General features: G+C 43.8%; 15 protein-coding genes and 1 tRNA gene. 4 read left to right on the top strand and 12 right to left on the bottom strand.

The annotated features are described in order from the left end of the window. Nucleotides 1–4 precede the first annotated feature (4 nt). The gene (locus BOQ04_RS07625; RefSeq protein WP_076024158.1) at nt 5–1,390 is read right to left on the bottom strand and encodes a phosphomannomutase/phosphoglucomutase; all 1,386 of its coding nucleotides are present in this window, start codon (nt 1,388–1,390) and stop codon (nt 5–7) included. A 43-nt stretch (nt 1,391–1,433) separates the two neighbouring features. After that, nucleotides 1,434–2,924, bottom strand: coding sequence for a glucose-6-phosphate isomerase (gene pgi / locus BOQ04_RS07620; RefSeq protein WP_076024157.1), 1,491 nt, complete (start codon nt 2,922–2,924; stop codon nt 1,434–1,436). A gap of 100 nt (nt 2,925–3,024) precedes the next feature. Here pgi and BOQ04_RS07615 point away from each other — a divergent pair, with 100 nt between their 5' ends. Then, nucleotides 3,025–4,158, top strand: coding sequence for an NAD(P)/FAD-dependent oxidoreductase (locus BOQ04_RS07615; protein WP_076024156.1), 1,134 nt, complete (start codon nt 3,025–3,027; stop codon nt 4,156–4,158). Here BOQ04_RS07615 and BOQ04_RS07610 read toward each other — a convergent pair. Both BOQ04_RS07610 and BOQ04_RS07605 read right to left on the bottom strand, forming a co-directional pair. Then, a complete protein-coding gene (locus tag BOQ04_RS07610) occupies nt 4,155–4,574 on the bottom strand; it encodes a type II toxin-antitoxin system VapC family toxin (RefSeq protein WP_076024155.1) in 420 nt (139 codons plus the stop codon). The genes BOQ04_RS07615 and BOQ04_RS07610 overlap by 4 nt on opposite strands. Nucleotides 4,575–4,582: 8 nt before the next feature. Continuing rightward, entirely contained in the window at nt 4,583–4,840 is a 258-nt protein-coding gene (locus BOQ04_RS07605; RefSeq protein WP_072582527.1) for a type II toxin-antitoxin system Phd/YefM family antitoxin, read from the bottom strand. A gap of 168 nt (nt 4,841–5,008) precedes the next feature. On the opposite strand from BOQ04_RS07605, the gene BOQ04_RS07600 reads away from it, so the two are divergent. Both BOQ04_RS07600 and BOQ04_RS07595 read left to right on the top strand, forming a co-directional pair. Next, nucleotides 5,009–5,098, top strand: a tRNA-Ser gene (locus tag BOQ04_RS07600). 328 nt (nt 5,099–5,426) lie between these two features. After that, a complete protein-coding gene (locus tag BOQ04_RS07595; protein WP_076024154.1) occupies nt 5,427–6,833 on the top strand; it encodes an autotransporter outer membrane beta-barrel domain-containing protein in 1,407 nt (468 codons plus the stop codon). A 229-nt stretch (nt 6,834–7,062) separates the two neighbouring features. Here BOQ04_RS07595 and BOQ04_RS07590 read toward each other — a convergent pair whose 3' ends face one another. The 8 genes from BOQ04_RS07590 to BOQ04_RS07555 all read right to left on the bottom strand — a co-directional run bounded on the left by BOQ04_RS07590 (nt 7,063) and on the right by BOQ04_RS07555 (nt 14,440). Further along, complete coding sequence (locus tag BOQ04_RS07590; protein WP_076024153.1) at nt 7,063–7,878, bottom strand: hypothetical protein; 816 nt, start codon at nt 7,876–7,878, stop codon at nt 7,063–7,065. Nucleotides 7,879–8,167: 289 nt separating this feature from the next. Then, the gene (locus tag BOQ04_RS07585) at nt 8,168–8,443 is read right to left on the bottom strand and encodes a hypothetical protein (protein WP_076024152.1); all 276 of its coding nucleotides are present in this window, start codon (nt 8,441–8,443) and stop codon (nt 8,168–8,170) included. A 213-nt stretch (nt 8,444–8,656) separates the two neighbouring features. Continuing rightward, nucleotides 8,657–8,959 (bottom strand): hypothetical protein, encoded by a 303-nt coding sequence (locus BOQ04_RS07580; protein WP_076024151.1) that lies wholly within the window; start codon nt 8,957–8,959, stop codon nt 8,657–8,659. Between the two features lie 157 nt (nt 8,960–9,116). Further along, the gene (locus BOQ04_RS07575) at nt 9,117–11,414 is read right to left on the bottom strand and encodes a phage/plasmid primase, P4 family (RefSeq protein ID WP_076024150.1); all 2,298 of its coding nucleotides are present in this window, start codon (nt 11,412–11,414) and stop codon (nt 9,117–9,119) included. Next, entirely contained in the window at nt 11,411–11,617 is a 207-nt protein-coding gene (locus BOQ04_RS11060; protein WP_076024149.1) for a helix-turn-helix transcriptional regulator, read from the bottom strand. Before BOQ04_RS11060 ends, BOQ04_RS07575 begins: the two co-directional genes overlap by 4 nt. An 82-nt stretch (nt 11,618–11,699) precedes the next feature. Then, nucleotides 11,700–12,431, bottom strand: a complete 732-nt coding sequence (locus BOQ04_RS07565; RefSeq protein ID WP_076024148.1) for a hypothetical protein — start codon at nt 12,429–12,431, stop codon at nt 11,700–11,702. Between the two features lie 2 nt (nt 12,432–12,433). Further along, nucleotides 12,434–13,642, bottom strand: coding sequence for a tyrosine-type recombinase/integrase (locus tag BOQ04_RS07560; protein ID WP_076024147.1), 1,209 nt, complete (start codon nt 13,640–13,642; stop codon nt 12,434–12,436). A 243-nt stretch (nt 13,643–13,885) separates the two neighbouring features. Further along, nucleotides 13,886–14,440 carry a lipid-binding SYLF domain-containing protein gene (locus BOQ04_RS07555; RefSeq protein WP_076024146.1) on the bottom strand — a complete coding sequence of 185 codons (555 nt, stop codon included), beginning with the start codon at nt 14,438–14,440 and terminating at the stop codon, nt 13,886–13,888. Between the two features lie 86 nt (nt 14,441–14,526). Here BOQ04_RS07555 and BOQ04_RS07550 point away from each other — a divergent pair, with 86 nt between their 5' ends. Then, entirely contained in the window at nt 14,527–16,626 is a 2,100-nt protein-coding gene (locus BOQ04_RS07550; protein WP_076024145.1) for an alkyl/aryl-sulfatase, read from the top strand. The last annotated feature ends 3 nt before the right edge of the window (nt 16,627–16,629 follow it).

Genomic DNA, 16,629 nt, shown 5'->3' with positions numbered 1-16,629 from the left:
GAGCCTAAAACGGTAGCTTTGCACCTGGCTTGGCTGCCAATAATACGGCCTTAAACTCCCCCTGAATACGTTTAATCGCCTCTTCACTATCAGCCTCAAAACGCATCACCACTACTGGTGTTGTGTTTGAAGGTCTAGCCAAGCCAAATCCATCAGCATATTCCACGCGCACACCATCAATGGTGTTGATCGATTCAGAAGTAGGGAACTTGGCATTTGCCTTAATAGTCTCTAACAAAGCAAATGGTTCGCCTTCTGCGCAAGCTAATTGCAATTCTGGTGTGCAGATCGCATTTGGTAAGTCATTGAGTGTCTGATTGGGATCTTTTTCTTTAGAGAGGATTTCCAATAAACGAGCGCCTGTATAAAGACCGTCATCAAAACCAAACCAACGGTCCTTAAAGAAGATGTGACCAGACATTTCACCGGCTAATGGTGCGCCAGTTTCTTTAAGTTTGGCCTTCACCAAGGAGTGACCGGTTTTCCACATCAAAGGCTCGCCCCCATGCTGTTTCACATAGGTTGCAAGATTGCGGGTGCACTTAACGTCATAAATAATCTGTCCGCCAGGATTTCTGGAGAGAACATCTTTAGCAAAGAGCATCATTTGACGGTCTGGGAAAATCACCTGACCATCTTTAGTGACTACACCCAAGCGATCTGCGTCACCATCAAAAGCAAGACCCAATTCATTATCAGTAGTCTGAAGGTTCTTAATGAGATCTTGCAAGTTCTCAATATGCGCTGGATCTGGATGGTGGTTCGGAAAATGACCATCAACCTCACAGAAGAGCTCTTGTACTTCGCAGCCTAAGGCCCTGAAAAGTTTGCCAGCAAAGGCGCCACCAACACCATTGCCACAATCCACCACAATCTTCATCGGACGAGCTAACTTAACGTCGTTCACAATGCGCTCTAAGTACATTGGGAAGATGTCAAAGGTGTTTCTAGTGCCTTGGCCAGTAGCAAATTGCTTGGCTTCAATGCGTTTACGCAGCGCCTGAATTTGATCGCCGTAAATGGCTGCGCCACCCAGAACCATCTTGAAGCCGTTGTAGTTCGGTGGGTTATGGCTGCCGGTAATCATGATGCCGGATTTTGGCTTCTTGCCATTGAGTGTTTGATTGGCTCCAAAGTACACCATGGGTGTAGCAACCATCCCTAGATCAATCACATTGATGCCGGTAGATAACAGGCCTTCGGTCAATGCTTCAATGAGGCTAGGGCCTGATAAACGACCGTCACGACCGATCACAATTTCAGTTTCACCAAGTTCACGCATCTCCGTGCCAAAAGCTTGACCAATCAGTTTAGCTATCGATGGATCTACAGTCTCATCAATAATGCCGCGAATGTCATAAGCTTTGAAAATAGATGGAGAGAGTTGCATGAGTCTTCTTTCGATGTCTAGGCTGAAGCTAGAGCTAATAAAACTATTGATTAAATAAATTAATGCGGGCTGCAGTTACTTCATCAATACCAGAATCCGCATGAACAGAGCCACCATTCTTTAAGGCGGCTTCAATTGGTTTGGCAAGGACTTTGCCAAGCTCTACACCCGGTTGATCAAAGCTATTAATGTTCCACAAAGCACCGAGTGCAGCAGTGCGATTTTCATACAGCGCTAAAAGAGCTCCTAAATAGAAGGCATTGAGCTTAGGCAATATCAGTAGGTTGCTAGGGCGTTTGCCTGGGTAAGTGTTGTTTGGGTTATCCGTCTTCTTGCCATTAGCCAGCGCCTGGGCTTGAGCCAAGCAGTTAGACAAGAGGATGCGGTGATGTTCTTTTGCCTCTGGCAAATGACTCATCGGCTCACGAACCGCAATAAAATCTATTGGAATGATTTCTGTACCTTGATGTAATAGTTGGAAGTAGGAATGCTGCGCATTACTGCCGGAGCTACCAAACACTACAGGACAAGAAAACTTGACTGGCTTGCCATCGCGATCGACGCTCTTGCCATTGCTTTCCATATCTAGCTGTTGTAACCACTTCGGAAACCAATCCAAGGCATCAGCATACGGAATGACTGCATAGGACTTGATGTTGTGCTTCTCCTGCTGATAAAGCAAGCTCAACGCCATGATTACTGGAATATTGTCTTCCAGAGGAGCAGACTTAAAGTGCTGATCCATTGCTTGGGCACCAGCTAGGAACTTCTTGAAAGTATCAAATCCATATTGCAAGGCAATTGGTAATCCAACTGCAGACCAAACGGAGTAACGACCGCCTACCCAATCCCAAAAGGGATAAATATGGTCTTGGTCAATGCCAAATGCTTCTGCAGCAGGAACGTTGGCTGTTACAGCAAAAAGTGATTTGCTTACTTGACTATTAGTAAGGCCGTTATTTTTAAGCCACTTCACCACAGCTTGTGCATTCATGGTGGTTTCCAGTGTTGTAAAGGACTTGGAAACAATGATGACCTTGGTGCTGTGCGGTAAAGCGCGTTGCAATATGCGATTCAGTTCTGCGGTATCAATATTGGCCAAGAAATGCATGCGCATGCCACGACTCTCAATGTCGGGAACATGTGCTAAGGCCTCAATCGCTAAACGGGGACCAAAGTCAGATCCACCAATACCAATGTGAATGACATCAGTAACACCGACCCATTTATTGCATAAAGCTTCAATGCGATGCCAAACTTGCGCAACATCTGGCATGACATCTTTGCCATTTACCAAAACCGGAGTTTTATCTAGGTTACGCAGGGCAGAGTGAAGGGCGGGGCGATTCTCAGAATTATTCACTGGCTTACCAGCGAATAGATCAGCAATAAATTGCTCTAAATGAGCTTCTTTAGCCTGCTTGAAGAGGGATTTCCAGCTAGCAGCATCAATGCCTTGATACGCGCTATCTAAAACGATATCTTGGGTGCTAAATAGGGTTTTCGGGTTATCTGCAGCTGGTTTTGAAGACATCTATAGATTTTATCAAGAAGTGCCCCAAAACCCACTAAAACACTGAAAATGTTACGATTTCAGGATGCAGATAACAAAAATTCAAGGCTTGGGCATATAAATGGATCAAGTCGACTGTGTCGTCATCGGAGCCGGGGTAGTTGGATTGGCCGTTGCCAGAGAAATGGCACTTCAAGGCAGTGAAACGATTTTGCTCGAGCGCGAAGCTTCTTTTGGCACGATTAGTAGCGCGCGTAATAGTGAAGTCATTCATGCGGGGATTTATTACCCCAAAGATTCACTCAAAGCCAAACTTTGCGTTGAAGGCAATCGCATGCTCTACGAGTATTGCCGCACTCACCATGTTGCCACTCAACCTTATGGAAAATTGATCGTAGCCAGTGATGACTCTCAATTAGATGATCTCCAGGCAATTCTGTATAAAGCACAGCAAAACCAAGTGCCAGAGATCAAGATGATTACTGGGGAAGAGGCTAAGCAATTAGAGCCACAGCTTAATTGTGTAGCAGCCATTCTGTCGTCAAGTACAGGGATCGTCGATAGCCATGGATTCATGCTTTCCCTCTTGGGTGGCTTTGAGGATGCGGGTGGCATGGTGGCTTATCAGTCACCGCTGATCAGTGCAAAGCCTATCGGTGAAAACGCCAAAGAGGGCTTTGAATTAGAAATTGGTGGCGCTGATGGAATGAAGATTCAAACAAAGCTTCTCATTAATTGCGCAGGTATGAGTGCTCCAGCAGTGGCACAAAAAATTGCATCATTAAGCAAAGATCAAATTCCAAAAGCCTATTTTGCTAAAGGCAATTATTTTTCTCTTTCCGGAAAATCACCATTTAATCATTTGATTTATCCCATTCCAGAGCCTGGTGGTCTAGGAGTGCATCTCACTTTAGATATGGGCGGACAAGCTAAATTTGGCCCCGATGTGGAATGGCTTGAAATCGATGAAGAAAGCCAAATTGATTACACGGTCAACCCCAAAAGAGGTGAGGGCTTTTATGAAGCAGTAAGGCGCTATTGGCCAGAACTTAAAGACCAGGCATTACAGCCCGATTATTCAGGTGTCAGAGCCAAAATAGTCCCACCAAATGCCCCGGCAGGTGACTTTTGCTTTAACACCCCTAATGACCATAGACTCCAGGGCCTCTTTAATCTATATGGCTTTGAGTCCCCCGGGTTAACCTCTAGCCTTGCAATTGCCAAGCATTTAGAAGGCTTAATTAAGGGGTCTTAATCTGCCTGGGATAGATATTCGAATGGGTTCAGTAAATTAATCTTAAATCGTTTGAAGTCTTTTATATTTCTACTGACTACGATGAGCTTCTGATCAATAGCTGTCGCTGCGATCATGGCATCTTCCCAGACGGTATTACTTTCTTTATGCATGAGCTTTGCCCACAACCTAAAGGTTGACCCTGTCATCGGTAAGACATGATGTGCATTTGAAACTTGTTGCAACCAACTTTCTAAAGACTCTGCTTTATTTTTATCTTGCTCGCGAGTCAACTCAATGCCCGCTTGAATTTCACCGATCGAGACTGCGGATATATAAAGGTCATTATCTGAAATATTGTCATACCACTCTAATACTGCTCCATGCGGTTTTGGTTTACGTAGTTCTGAAATAATATTGGTGTCTAGTAAGTACATGAGTTGTCTTACAGTTTGATGGATTTGCGAAATGCACCTTGGCCACGCTTTGGCAGTACTAGGTCACCCTTAGCTTGCTCTGAAAGCAAAAGCGATTTAAGAGAAGGTTTAGCTAACTTTTTCAATGTATTCCACTCCTGGATGGTGATTAATACGGCTGCTTCATGCCCCCGCTTAGTAACCACTTGAGGGCCTTCTTCAAGGCAGGCGTTTAGTAACTCGCTAAATTTTGCTTTGGCATCTTGAACTGCCCAGTGCTTATTCATCACCCTTGCTCCTGACTAGTTATCTGACTAGTTTATCAGAGAAAAGGCTATATCGGTTGGTGCACATAGAGTATTTAAGCCAATGGAAGCAATCTTTAGAAGGGTGCTTATTGCATTTTTACGTAGGGGTTCACCGAATTCCTTATAATCTAGGACTCAATTCGCAAAGGAAGAGTGGCAGAGCGGTTGAATGCACCAGTCTTGAAAACTGGCGAGGATGAAAGTCCTCCGTGAGTTCGAATCTCACCTCTTCCGCCAAAGTCAATGGTTTTATAAGGGTTTGCAGAGATACAACACCCTTGTTACCAAAAGTGTTACCAAAAAGCCATCCCGCAGGATGGCTTTTTACTTGGCGTCAACCGTCTGCTATCTAAACTGGAGCAGCCCTTCAAGACCGTTTATTTTCGGGGTTCTAGGGGGCAGAGAACGGCCAATAAGAGGCTTTTGTTCTGATGGTGATTTAGAAGTGTTGTATTTCAGGCGATTACTTATGAAATCTGTATGCACCAGCTTGGTGAGAAGGCATAATGCGAGTTGCTAAAAATTAGCCCTAAAGCTGATTTACATAACCCACCTGTAAAGATTTATGAAATTACTTAATATTAAAAAAATCGCATTTGCTTCCGCTTTAGTTGCTGGAAGCGTGTTTTCTGTAAACGCTAGCGCACAATCAGTCAATGTTACCGTTGGGGGCATTAACTATACGGTTACTGAAACAGCACTACAGCCCGTCCTAACCAGCCTTGCGAACCCTGCATATGCGTTAACTAGCCAGCCTTGGTACGGTCAATCGGCGATAGCGTCCCAATTTGCGCAACAAGTTCAATATAGGTTGGGAAATTTTAATGGCGTAACAAGTTCCACGTCACCTAGCGTTATATTTATAACATCAACAACCCCTCCTGTTGGAGCTCCTCCTGGCGATCTCAATACTGTTACTTTTTGGAATAATGGGGCTGTCGTGAGTAATACGGGAGGACCTCCAAACATAATGAATTCCATATATGCTTACATTTCTGGTTATATTCCAGCCCCAACAGGACCATCCCTAGCCAACACTCAAGCCTCCGTACAAAACACCGCCCAAGCATTGCAAGGCACTTACACATTGCAAAACTCTGTATTAGCTAATAGCTTCTCTTATGACTGTACAGTCTTTGGTGAGAATGATGTGTGCGTATCAGCGGGTGGTCGCAATACTGCTGTGTCTGCTGCTAATGGCTTGAACAACACTAGCGCATTGTTAATTGCCGCATATCGTGCAATGGCAAATGTGCGTGTTGGTGCTTATGCTGACCAGAACTTATCCGTTAATAACGGTGGTTCTACTGTGAACTTGGGCAACAACACACCATTGCTTGGTTTGTTTACTGCTTGGAATGAAAACTTAGATGGCACTGGTACAGAAGTTAAAGCGACTATTGCTTATGGTCAAAAGAACACAACAATGAATCGCTCTGTAGTTGGTACTGGTGCTACCGCATCCGAAGCGGGTTCAGGCAGCTCTACATTGAACAGTCAAGGCGCACAAGTTACCGCTAAGTATGGCTTTGGTATTGCTGATCAAGTCATCGTTTCACCATATGTCGGTATTCGTTATACGCAGAACAATATGGGCGGCTATACAGAAGCGACTTCTACTTCTGTAACAACCCCATTGTCCTACTCAGCACTCAATACCAATGCCACAACAGCATTAGCTGGTGTTGGTGTTAGTTACAGCGGTATTCCGCAAACTAACTTGTTTGCTAGTGCTGGTGTAGAAACTGATACCAATACAGCTAATGGTTCATACAATGCAACTGGCTTGACTGGTTTAACGCCTGTTAACTTCAACCCTAATCCTGTAAAAACTCGTCCAACAGCAATGCTTGGCGCATCTTACGATGTTGAGAAGAATCAGCGTTTAGGTGTAACTGGTATTTACAGACAAGAAGCGTATCAAGCAACAGCAAGTACCACTGTGATGGCAACATATACGGTTGGTTTCTAATACAAGCCAATGCTGTCTTACGCAATTAACCCGCCTGGTGCGGGTTTTTTGTTGCCTCGATAGTCTGCTATGGGTCGATATTTGCCTGCGGTGACTAAGCTGTATTAACGTCTGCTTTGGGTTCGTTAGCTGCCGTTGATTGCGGAGGTATCCGCCAATGGCTCTTGCTTTACGACTCTATGCGGCGAGTATTTGGGCGGTTATTAATAAAAGTTACCAAAAGGTTAGTTTAAATTGGGCTAATTTCTTGATATTTTCTGATTACTTCAATAGCAGCTTCTAATTCATCATCTGTTAAAGCTCTAAATTCACTTGCCCCATTGAATCCCTTGTACTGCGGATTGGTTCCTAGCTGTAGTAGCTTAGATTCCAATTCACTTGCGTGCACTGTTACTTTAATCAATATAACAATATCGAAATCCATGCCAGCAAACCGCGCTACTTCGCTAATGCGCCTATCTTCTAGTCGTGCAGAAGTTGTTCCAAATTTATATACCTGTAGGCCATTGAATACATGACCAATAGCTTTCCAAATGTAGACTGCATCACTATCGCTTGAAGGGTTGAAATCCATATGGCTACAAATTTCATCTAACCACCCATTCACATCTGCCCCATGATATGCGCTTGAGTTTGCTAACGAAAATGCACGGCGATTCATATATTTCCGTGCCTCAGCAGCGCAATTATCTTTGTTTAGCCAATGACCGTTAGGTAATTTGCCAGCTTCCATATGACTGCATATTTGATCTAACAATCCTCTTCGTGAGGCGGTGAGAAATGCTGGATTAGATCTTTGACGAAAATCAACTTTATTATTGTATTTGAGCGCTTCAGCATGGAGTGTTTCAGGAGTCCAATATCCTTTGGGGTTCTTGAGTTTAATCATATGTCCACATATGGCATCACGCAGTTTTAGTAATCCAGCCGCTTTGTATGCTGCACCGTTCTTTTGCTGAAATTCTTGGCGTGTTTGGTATTTGAGCGCCTCAACTCGCAGCGTCTCAAGATTCCAATATCCGTTGGGGCGTTTAGCTTGTTTCATCGTCAATAATTTAAATTTAACACTTGCTGTGTGACTGTGATTAAATTAATGTGGAGGAGGCACCGTCCGCCAAGGGGCGTTGAATACTATTGCTCGCAGCGCATTTGCTCTATTGTTACCAAAGAAGTTACCAATTGTGTAGTTTGGAGTACATCGGTTTGCGGAACTAATTTCAGATCAATTGAGATAGCGGGGTAGGCCCCCACCTTCTTTATAAGTCGATACCCCATTTTTACTCGAAGGGCTTACCTCCCCTAGATGGTACCTATGAAAGCAAGCCCGTTTCTTTTTAGTCAAATACACCTAAATGCTCTGCAATTCGTTCAGTTGACTCCTTTGTAATGAACGCGTTTGGTTGCGGCGCATTTAATTCCTCTCCTAATGATTTCGCTTGGTTTAGCATCCATTGCACATGCCTTGCAATTTGCAATCTATAGGCGGCGGGTAGGTTAATTTGAGAGATTGTTAACCTGAGGCGGTTTGCTGATATGTGAAACACGTAGGCAAGCTCTGCAATTTCGGCATTAGTTGTCAACTTGTTGCGTTTCTTAGTTCTTTTTTCCATCATTTCCTACCTTTTTATTAAGTTTTTGCCAGTTTTAGGTTGTTTTTGAACCATTTTTTATCTGACAATTTTTATTTTTTAAAACATAACCACCAAACCCAATGAACTTTTGAGAACATTGTTGGGTTGGTGATGTGCCTATTTGTTAACTATTGAGACAAGGGCCTAAAAATCATGTCCAAACCTGACCTAGACCCTCACGCGCGCGTAGCACTAAGAGTTCAGGTCCGGAAAGATCTCATACGCCTCTTCTATTCCCGCATCTAATGCATCCAGAACAAAGCGGGTACCTGCCAGCATTCCGCTATTGAATCCGTGCTGCCAATTGCCGAATAATGGTGAATTCAGGGATGTCACCTCTTCGGGGTAGTCTCTAGTCACTTCATCGGCTGCAATACGCACACCTTCGATTGTTGCAATTTGCTGCTCTGATTTTCTGGCGTACCAGACAAGCATTTCGTACTTGCGCTCGAGTAGTTTGATCTCATTAATAAGTTGTTGTTTTGTTGCTTTCATTCTGATTTCTTTCAATTGGTAAAATTAGTTATTTGGTGTCGACGGTGTCGAAATAAGGGTTGTTTCCTAAAAGTGCCTCATGAGAAATTTACTTAGAAGACTTTTGGGAAATGATTGTTAAATCGTCACCATCGTCACCGCTAGAGCTATCCGTTATTTACAGATCAAAGTCGGGCCATCTGGCCTTCGATGCCTGAGTGAGGGAGAGCCCCAAATAGAACCGCTTCGTATCACCATTTGTCTTAACTCTTTTGGTATCGATACCCCGACTACCAAGTTGGCGAGTTAAAGACTTTTGGGTCACAGAGTGAATTCCGTTTGATGCCGCCCATTGTCTGTAGGTGTGATAGGTCGTCTTTTGAGTTTCAGACTTTCCAGCTCCCACTTCGCAGCAGTCTTCCAAGAACTCGCCCAGCATGTCAGACTCCTCTCGGTAGACCTTGCTAGCATCCTCAATACGTTTACAGGCTCTTAGACGTTCCTGTTGCCAGCGATGACAGCCATCGACCATCCAAGCCAAAATCCCTTCCTTTTCAGTCAGTAGTTTTGTTTCAAGGTCATGATCGGTTTTCTCTGGGGCAATCTGGTTTTCAAAAGGAACTAGACGCATTCGTCGCCACGCACCTTCACTGCAATCAGTAATAATGGGTTTGTAGTTACCTCTAAGCCAAATCTTGAACTGGGGCCAGAACTCAAAAAACTCAGCGTACATAAACCGTGCTGCAATCTTCTCGGTCGATACAAGCGCCTTGAGCTTTTGGTCGTCTAGGCGCTGGTTTTCGCGAGTTTCATTCGCCATGACTAAGCGAGCTCCAGCCAGACGGGCAATATCGTTTGTAGCGCCAGATTCCTTTTGGGCTAGCAGGTCAAAGTTTGCTGTTTGAACGTAATCACCCATTATCTTGACGATCACATTAGCCATAACTGATTTGCCGTTCTTCCCATGTCCATAGCAAAAATGGAGAACTTCTTCACTAACGTCCCCAGTTAATGAGTAACCCAAGGCTTTTTGAATGTAGTCAATGAGATCTTGATCGCCCAAAAACGTTTCATTCAAGAACTTGAGCCAAAGAGGGCAGGTAGCTGCAGTGTTGAACTCGGCGTTGACTTGGCGGCTTACTAATAGCTTTGGATCGGCGGGTAGTAAAACCATTTTCTGGAGGTCTAGGACACCATTACGAACTCCCAGAAGCATGGGATGACTGTCAAGCTCGCTTATATCCGCAATATTCATGCCATGCTCACTAGTGGCCAGATCTAGCATCGCTAAAATACGACCATTGCTACGTATAGCCTTGGCATGAGAGAGCCATGCTTTTGATACCGCGCTGCTTGGATCAATTTTCAGTAGCTCTACAGCCTTATCCATGATCTGTTGAGCAACTAGCTTCGCCGCTCCAATTTCCTCGCCTTTCTGGCACCATTCCCAGCGCATACCTGTAAAACGAAGCCATTTGCGATTAGATCGGCAGTAAAGCAATTCACCCTCGAACATGGATGCAAAGTGCCGGGCGTTATCAAGGTCACCCAAGATGTGGTTATCCCGTTGCGTAATCTGCTGGCGTACTAAATATAGAAGCCATCTAAAGGTTTTATTCAGGCGCTTTGGATCCCGTTTAATACTTTTCCACAAATCTTCAACTTCTTTGGGGTTATACATTTCAGGAATTCGTGCACTGTATTCGTGCGCTAGTTCAAGACCCTCCTCATTACCATTGGTTTGGTGGTGCAAGGCAAATAGCACATCCCGCCAGTTATCCCGATCCTCAAAATCCTTTAGCCTAGGAAATAGTTCTGCCCTTATGCGTTGTACATCCCATCCGGCTACAGGCAAATTGTGGTCAAACGGAATATCTTGATTGATAAAGCTCGTACTATTTTCGGTACCACTTAGTAGCTCACGCCATTTGTGTAGAGTAGAAAAGTCTTGCTCCTCGCTAATGGTGTATGAAGCCTCATCTATGATGTCACCCGTGACCATCACAAAGGTTCCATTGCATAAAACATCAATGCCAGACCCATCTGCGAACTTACCCCTTTTTGTTCCTATACTCCAACCATGCTCTTTTACAAAAATATGTAAACCGGTTTTGCTTATAGACTTTTCAACAAACCCATGAAGGCTTGTCAATATATCTTTAGCAAATGGCTTGAGACCCTCATCATCAAACGCCCTATCCAGATCGACACAAAGGTAACCTGTTTCATTAAGAACGAAGCCAACTCCGTGAAAGCGCCTTTGATTGGGCTCTAGTCGTTGTTCCTCATCCCATAGGGATTTAACTGTTTCATAGGACGATAAGTTAGAGGGTTTGCTCCATCCTAGTTTGTTTGCGCTGCCTTGATGAAGACGAACTGGTACCTTATCGAACTTCCCATCGCCCTTGGGTTCCAGCTTTACAAGTACCCAGTTATTAATTGTCTTGAGTTCTTGTGGCATGTTATCTAAGTTCATGCTGCCTCCTTATGAGAAGAAGGGTTGCAAAAACTCTCAATCCACGCATCCACATCAGACTCTTTCCAGACGCTAATAGCTGGGGAAATCTTTATTGGCTTTGGAAACTGCCCCTTGGATATTTTGATCCAAAGGGTACTTTTAGCGAGGGTTGTTTTATTTGCTACGTCGCTAATCCGTAGCAGTTTGATGCTTGACTCCATTTATGTTTACTCCTGTTTGGTTGAACATAAATAGATTTTCAAGTTCACATACTGTTTGCGGCCCTCATCACTTAAGTGATGATTATTTCTTCAAGGTTGTTGCTATAGCCCCACTAAATTTCCTAAAAGCTGCTCTCACTGTTGCATCACTCCATGTATATCTAGCCTTCAGATCCCTATCTTCATTTTGAATTTGTATTGATTGCTGCTTTTCTTTTGCGGTTAATCTAGCTTCAGGAATAAAAGGTGGGTGAGGGTAGAGCTTCAATAAAAATCTCTTATACGCTGGATAATCAATTGGACGCACGGAAGCTTCTAGCGTCTTAGAAAAGGCTTTATAACACTGCTCGAGACAGTCATTATTGCTTTTATATGTTTTTTCTTTGCCCTTTTGCTTACTTTTATTTTTCTCGATCCTTCCTCGTTGATGCTTATCGTAAAACTCATCAAGTACAGTAATTTTTTGTTTTTGAACGCGGATTCTTAGCTCATGTCCCTCAATGAGGAGTCGTGCTTTTACGAGCTCCTCTATTAACTCTGCTTTATTGAATTTTGAATAGTGATCATTTATTTGTTTGATTTTTCTCTCTTGTGTTTCCGGATTGATAAGCTCTCTAAATAAACTTAATTCATCAGTTATTAATTTGCTGTATGACATCATTTTCTGCTGAGTTTCAGCAATGTCCTCCAATAGGCTTGGCCCTTTTTTCTTTTTATTCTTTTTAATATATTCAACGAGTTTGTCCATAAGTTGCTGAACCTCCTCAACACCTTTAACCCCCTCGGCTAAGTCGTCGATTTTGTAGTTTTTCATCTTCAAGCCACTTTCAATTCAAGAACATTTTGATTTGTCGTATTGCAATACTCTTCCCAGTCATTTAATAACAAACGACGTTTATCAAGCAAGTCCTTTCTTCTATATGCCCTTTCTACCGTATTGGCTATGGTGTGAGCTAATGCCATTTCAGCTACCTCAGAGGGGTGATTAGTTTCTTCGCTCACCCAGTCTCTAAAAGATGAGCGGAATCCATGTACGGTTGCCTCAAGATCAAATTTCCTAAGCGCCATAGGCATAGCCATATTGCTAAGCTTCTTTCCTTTGTGTGAGAACAAGTATTGACTACCCTCATCTTTGACCTTCGCGATTGCCAGTATTTCTATAGATCTTGTGCAAAGCGGTACCCGATGTTCCTTTTTAGCTTTCATGCGATTCCCGGGGATGACCCAAACGTCATCATGAATTTCATTTCTTAATCCGCCAATGACCTCACCTGTTCTTGAGGCATTCAAGATAGTAAATTCCAAAGCCAAGGCGCCAATTGTGTCCATCCCTCGCAGTTGGGCTATTAAGTCTGGCACTTGGCGATAGGGAAGGGCTTTGTGATGTTCAACTGTTTTGATCTTATTAGGAGCCGGCAGAATAGTTTGTAAAAAGCCTCTCCAAAGGGCTGGATTAATCCCAGAGCGTAACTTTCTTGTTGTTGCGGATGCCAAAATCCATTCGAGTCGTCCGCGCAGTCTTGATGCCGTCTCAGTTTTGGTTGTCCAAATCGGCGTCAGGATTTCAAGCACATCTTCCATAGTGATTTGATCCAGATGTTTATCGCCAATGACGGGATAGGCAAACTCTTCTAACGTGTATTCCCATTGATCACCATGCTTCTGATTTGTCCATTCAGCTCGCTTGGTCTGGATGCAGGAGTGGGCAAATTCTTTGAAACGGATCTTTTCAGTTTTTGGAGCTTCTTTAAGTGTCTTAGAGGTATTTTTAGTTGCTACTGGGTTCACGCCTTTATCAAGCTCATCCCGGGCTTTTTGAGCCTTAATACGGGCCTCCGCTATGGTTAGGGCCGGGAAGGGTCCTAGACTAATGTTGTGCTGTTTACCTTGGTGTGTGTATCGAAAGATCCAATACTTATTGAGGTTTGGTTTTACCCAGATATGTAGGCCTTTTACCAATGCGTCGGTATACCGGCCAGCAGCTTTGATATTCTTGACTGTTTGATAGTCGAGCTTGATTGTCATTTAATACTCCATTAGTTACCAAAGTTTGTTACCAAGATTTGCCTCTGTAATGAGGTAAACCGCTTTAGATTCCAATGTATGACTTCAAGCCTTTTTAGGGCATTCATCACTTAAGTGATGAATATTTCTTTATTTAAAACAATGCGATACGTTGTCTATTACAATCTAAGATAGTCCGATAGGGTTTAAAGCCATACACCCCTAGGCTAAGCCACCTCTTCCGCCAATCGAATCGCAGTTGGCCTATTTGCTAATCTGCGTGATCTTGTTTCCCTGAATCCCTATTCCCGCCATCAACCCTTGTTGGTTGAAAATAAAAGCATAAATATCTTTTTGGTAGTTCATTGAAGTCAGGCTTGTACCTGCGCCTTGGTCTAACACCACTACGCTTGGGCCAGTTCCAACTTCAAAGCCTTGGGTTGAGTAGAGCGCTTCCAGCGCACTTTCTTTCATGAAAAACATGGCGTAACCATACTGCTGTGCTCCAGCCTGAAAGCCAAACGATCCACCGGCATTGTTAAAGTAAGCACTTGGCCTACCCTCCTTAAAAAGCACTCCCTCTCCATATTGGCCTGCGACCATAAAGCCGGCCTTAGTAATGCTAGGGAAAACCAGTATAGCGACTGCCTTTTTACTTAACTCTCTTGCTTGCTCGTTAGTGTCCAATAGCTTCTTCAAAACTTGCTGCGCATTTTGGTTTAACTCCGCTTTGCTATCAGCACGGCAGATAGTGGAGAAAAGGAGTGTTGACAGAACAACTAAGAAGAGGGGGGCTAACTTTTTGGAAAATAATGACATAGTGAATTAATCAGTGGTTAAATAATCGTTATTAATACTAATACAGTTTCGGCCTAATTGAAGTTTTTCTGTTTTATCGGAATCCTATGCACACCAAACTACCCCTTGTTGCACTCACTTTAATTTTTATCCTTGCAAACTCTGCAATCGCTGCAGGTGGCGGTGGGGTAGTTGCGGATCCTGGTGCAATGGAAGGAAAACATTTTGACCCAAAAGGAAACTCTCCTTCGCAATTCACCATTGAACTGCAAAACGGCTTACGCAAAACTCTGCCATTTGAGGATAAGCGTGATTTTGAGGAAGCTCAGCGAGGCTTTATAGCCGCTCCAGCCTATAAACAAATCATGGCTGATGCCGGTAATGTAGCTTGGGATATGGGTAGCTATGAATTTTTATTACAAGGCAAGGACTTTGATAGCATCAACCCTTCATTGCAACGCCAGGCTATTCTGAATATGGCCTATGGTTTATATGAAGTTGTGCCAGGGGAAATCTATCAAGTACGTGGTTTTGATTTGGCCAATATTAGTTTTATTAAAACCAATACCGGTTGGATCATATTTGATCCCTTAACCTCAAAAGAAACGGCACGTGCCGCCCTTGAACTCGTCAATGAAAAATTAGGCAAGCGTCCTGTTGTGGCGGTAGTGTATTCACATTCGCACGGTGATCACTTTGGTGGTGTACGTGGTGTAGTGGACGAAGCCGATGTGAAGAGTGGTAAGGTAAAAATTATTGCTCCCGCTGGCTTTATGGAGCATGCCATCGCAGAAAATGTTTACGCTGGTAATGCCATGACGCGACGGATGTATTTTCAGTATGGAGTATTGCTACCGCGCAGTCCATTCGGACATGTTGATCAATCCATTGGTAAAAATACCGCGGCTGGTAATTTGGGTTTGATTGAACCCAATGTCTATATCACTGAACCATTTGAAAAAATGACAGTCGATGGCGTTGAAATGGAGTTTCAAAATACCCCTGGTACAGAAGCGCCTGCTGAGATGAATACCTATTTTCCTCAATACAAGGCTTTTTGGGCAGCTGAAAATATTACCGGCACCATTCACAACATCTACACCTTGCGGGGCGCATTAGTGCGCGATCCTTTGGCTTGGTCTAAGAATATTAATAATGCTTTGTATCGTTATGGTAATAATGCGCAGGTGATGTTTGCATCTCATTCATGGCCACGTTGGGGCAATGAGCGCATTCAGGAGGTGATGCGAACCCAGCGTGATGCCTATGCACACTTAAATAACGAAGTACTGCATTTGGCTAATAATGGCGTAACCATTAACGAGATTCAAAACGTATATCAGTTGCCCGATAGTTTAAAGAAGCAGTGGGCAGCCCATAGCTACCACGGGTCTGAAGAGCACAATAGTCGTGCGGTGATCAATCGCTACTTAGGCTATTGGGATGCAAATCCCGCTACCTTGATACCTTTGTCCCCTAAAGATTCTGCGCCTTTATATGTTGAGATGATGGGGGGCTCGTCCAAGATTCTTGCTAAAGGTAGGCAACTTTATAAGCAAGGAAAATATCGCGAAGCAATGGAAATCGTGAATAAGCTGGTCTACGCCCAACCTGACAATACGGCTGCCAAGGATTTGCTTGCCGATATTTTTGAGCAAATAGGCTATCAAAAAGAAAGCCCGAGTGTGCGCAATAGTTTTTTAGGGGCAGCTTACGAATTGCGCCATGGTATGCCTACGGGGGCTTCACCAAAGTCTAATGGCCCCGACATAATTCGGGCGATGACCACTGAGCTTTGGTTGAACTCCTTGGCAATCAGCATGGATAGTAAGAAAGCTGCTGGTATGCATTTTGTAATCAACTTATCAACACCCGATAACGGTGAAAAGTTTGTTGTTGAGATGAGTAATTCTGCTTTAACCAATATCAAGGGTCAGCAAGCTGCTAATCCCACCCTTGCAATCACCATCAATCGTAGTGATTTAGAGCAAGTGATGGGTGGTCAAACTACTTTTGACCAGCTATTAGCTCAAGGCAAGGCTCAGTTTGATGGCGATCGCAAGGCCTTTGACCAACTCAAAAGCACCTTAACGGTATTTAAGCCTGACTTTGAATTAATGCCAGGTACCAAGCCAAAGGTAGACGTGCCAATGAAGCCCCGCGATCCATTTGAGGTGCAGGATTTAGCCGTGACTGGTGGCGAGTAAAGC

Origin of the sequence: Polynucleobacter sphagniphilus (assembly GCF_001953355.1) — a bacterium.
Taxonomy (GTDB): domain Bacteria; phylum Pseudomonadota; class Gammaproteobacteria; order Burkholderiales; family Burkholderiaceae; genus Polynucleobacter; species Polynucleobacter sphagniphilus.
Note: the sequence above shows the minus strand (reverse complement) of the source record. Positions and strands in the feature narration are given on the sequence as shown.

Excerpts from the sequence above, each read along its gene's own strand:
- BOQ04_RS07625 (WP_076024158.1), bottom strand. The coding sequence starts at position 1,390 with ATGCAACTCTCTCCATCTATTTTCAAAGCTTATGACATTCGCGGCATT.
- pgi (WP_076024157.1), bottom strand. The coding sequence starts at position 2,924 with ATGTCTTCAAAACCAGCTGCAGATAACCCGAAAACCCTATTTAGCACC.
- BOQ04_RS07615 (WP_076024156.1), top strand. The coding sequence starts at position 3,025 with ATGGATCAAGTCGACTGTGTCGTCATCGGAGCCGGGGTAGTTGGATTG.
- BOQ04_RS07610 (WP_076024155.1), bottom strand. The coding sequence starts at position 4,574 with ATGTACTTACTAGACACCAATATTATTTCAGAACTACGTAAACCAAAA.
- BOQ04_RS07605 (WP_072582527.1), bottom strand. The coding sequence starts at position 4,840 with ATGAATAAGCACTGGGCAGTTCAAGATGCCAAAGCAAAATTTAGCGAG.
- BOQ04_RS07595 (WP_076024154.1), top strand. The coding sequence starts at position 5,427 with ATGAAATTACTTAATATTAAAAAAATCGCATTTGCTTCCGCTTTAGTT.
- BOQ04_RS07590 (WP_076024153.1), bottom strand. The coding sequence starts at position 7,878 with ATGAAACAAGCTAAACGCCCCAACGGATATTGGAATCTTGAGACGCTG.
- BOQ04_RS07585 (WP_076024152.1), bottom strand. The coding sequence starts at position 8,443 with ATGGAAAAAAGAACTAAGAAACGCAACAAGTTGACAACTAATGCCGAA.
- BOQ04_RS07580 (WP_076024151.1), bottom strand. The coding sequence starts at position 8,959 with ATGAAAGCAACAAAACAACAACTTATTAATGAGATCAAACTACTCGAG.
- BOQ04_RS07575 (WP_076024150.1), bottom strand. The coding sequence starts at position 11,414 with ATGAACTTAGATAACATGCCACAAGAACTCAAGACAATTAATAACTGG.
- BOQ04_RS11060 (WP_076024149.1), bottom strand. The coding sequence starts at position 11,617 with ATGGAGTCAAGCATCAAACTGCTACGGATTAGCGACGTAGCAAATAAA.
- BOQ04_RS07565 (WP_076024148.1), bottom strand. The coding sequence starts at position 12,431 with ATGAAAAACTACAAAATCGACGACTTAGCCGAGGGGGTTAAAGGTGTT.
- BOQ04_RS07560 (WP_076024147.1), bottom strand. The coding sequence starts at position 13,642 with ATGACAATCAAGCTCGACTATCAAACAGTCAAGAATATCAAAGCTGCT.
- BOQ04_RS07555 (WP_076024146.1), bottom strand. The coding sequence starts at position 14,440 with ATGTCATTATTTTCCAAAAAGTTAGCCCCCCTCTTCTTAGTTGTTCTG.
- BOQ04_RS07550 (WP_076024145.1), top strand. The coding sequence starts at position 14,527 with ATGCACACCAAACTACCCCTTGTTGCACTCACTTTAATTTTTATCCTT.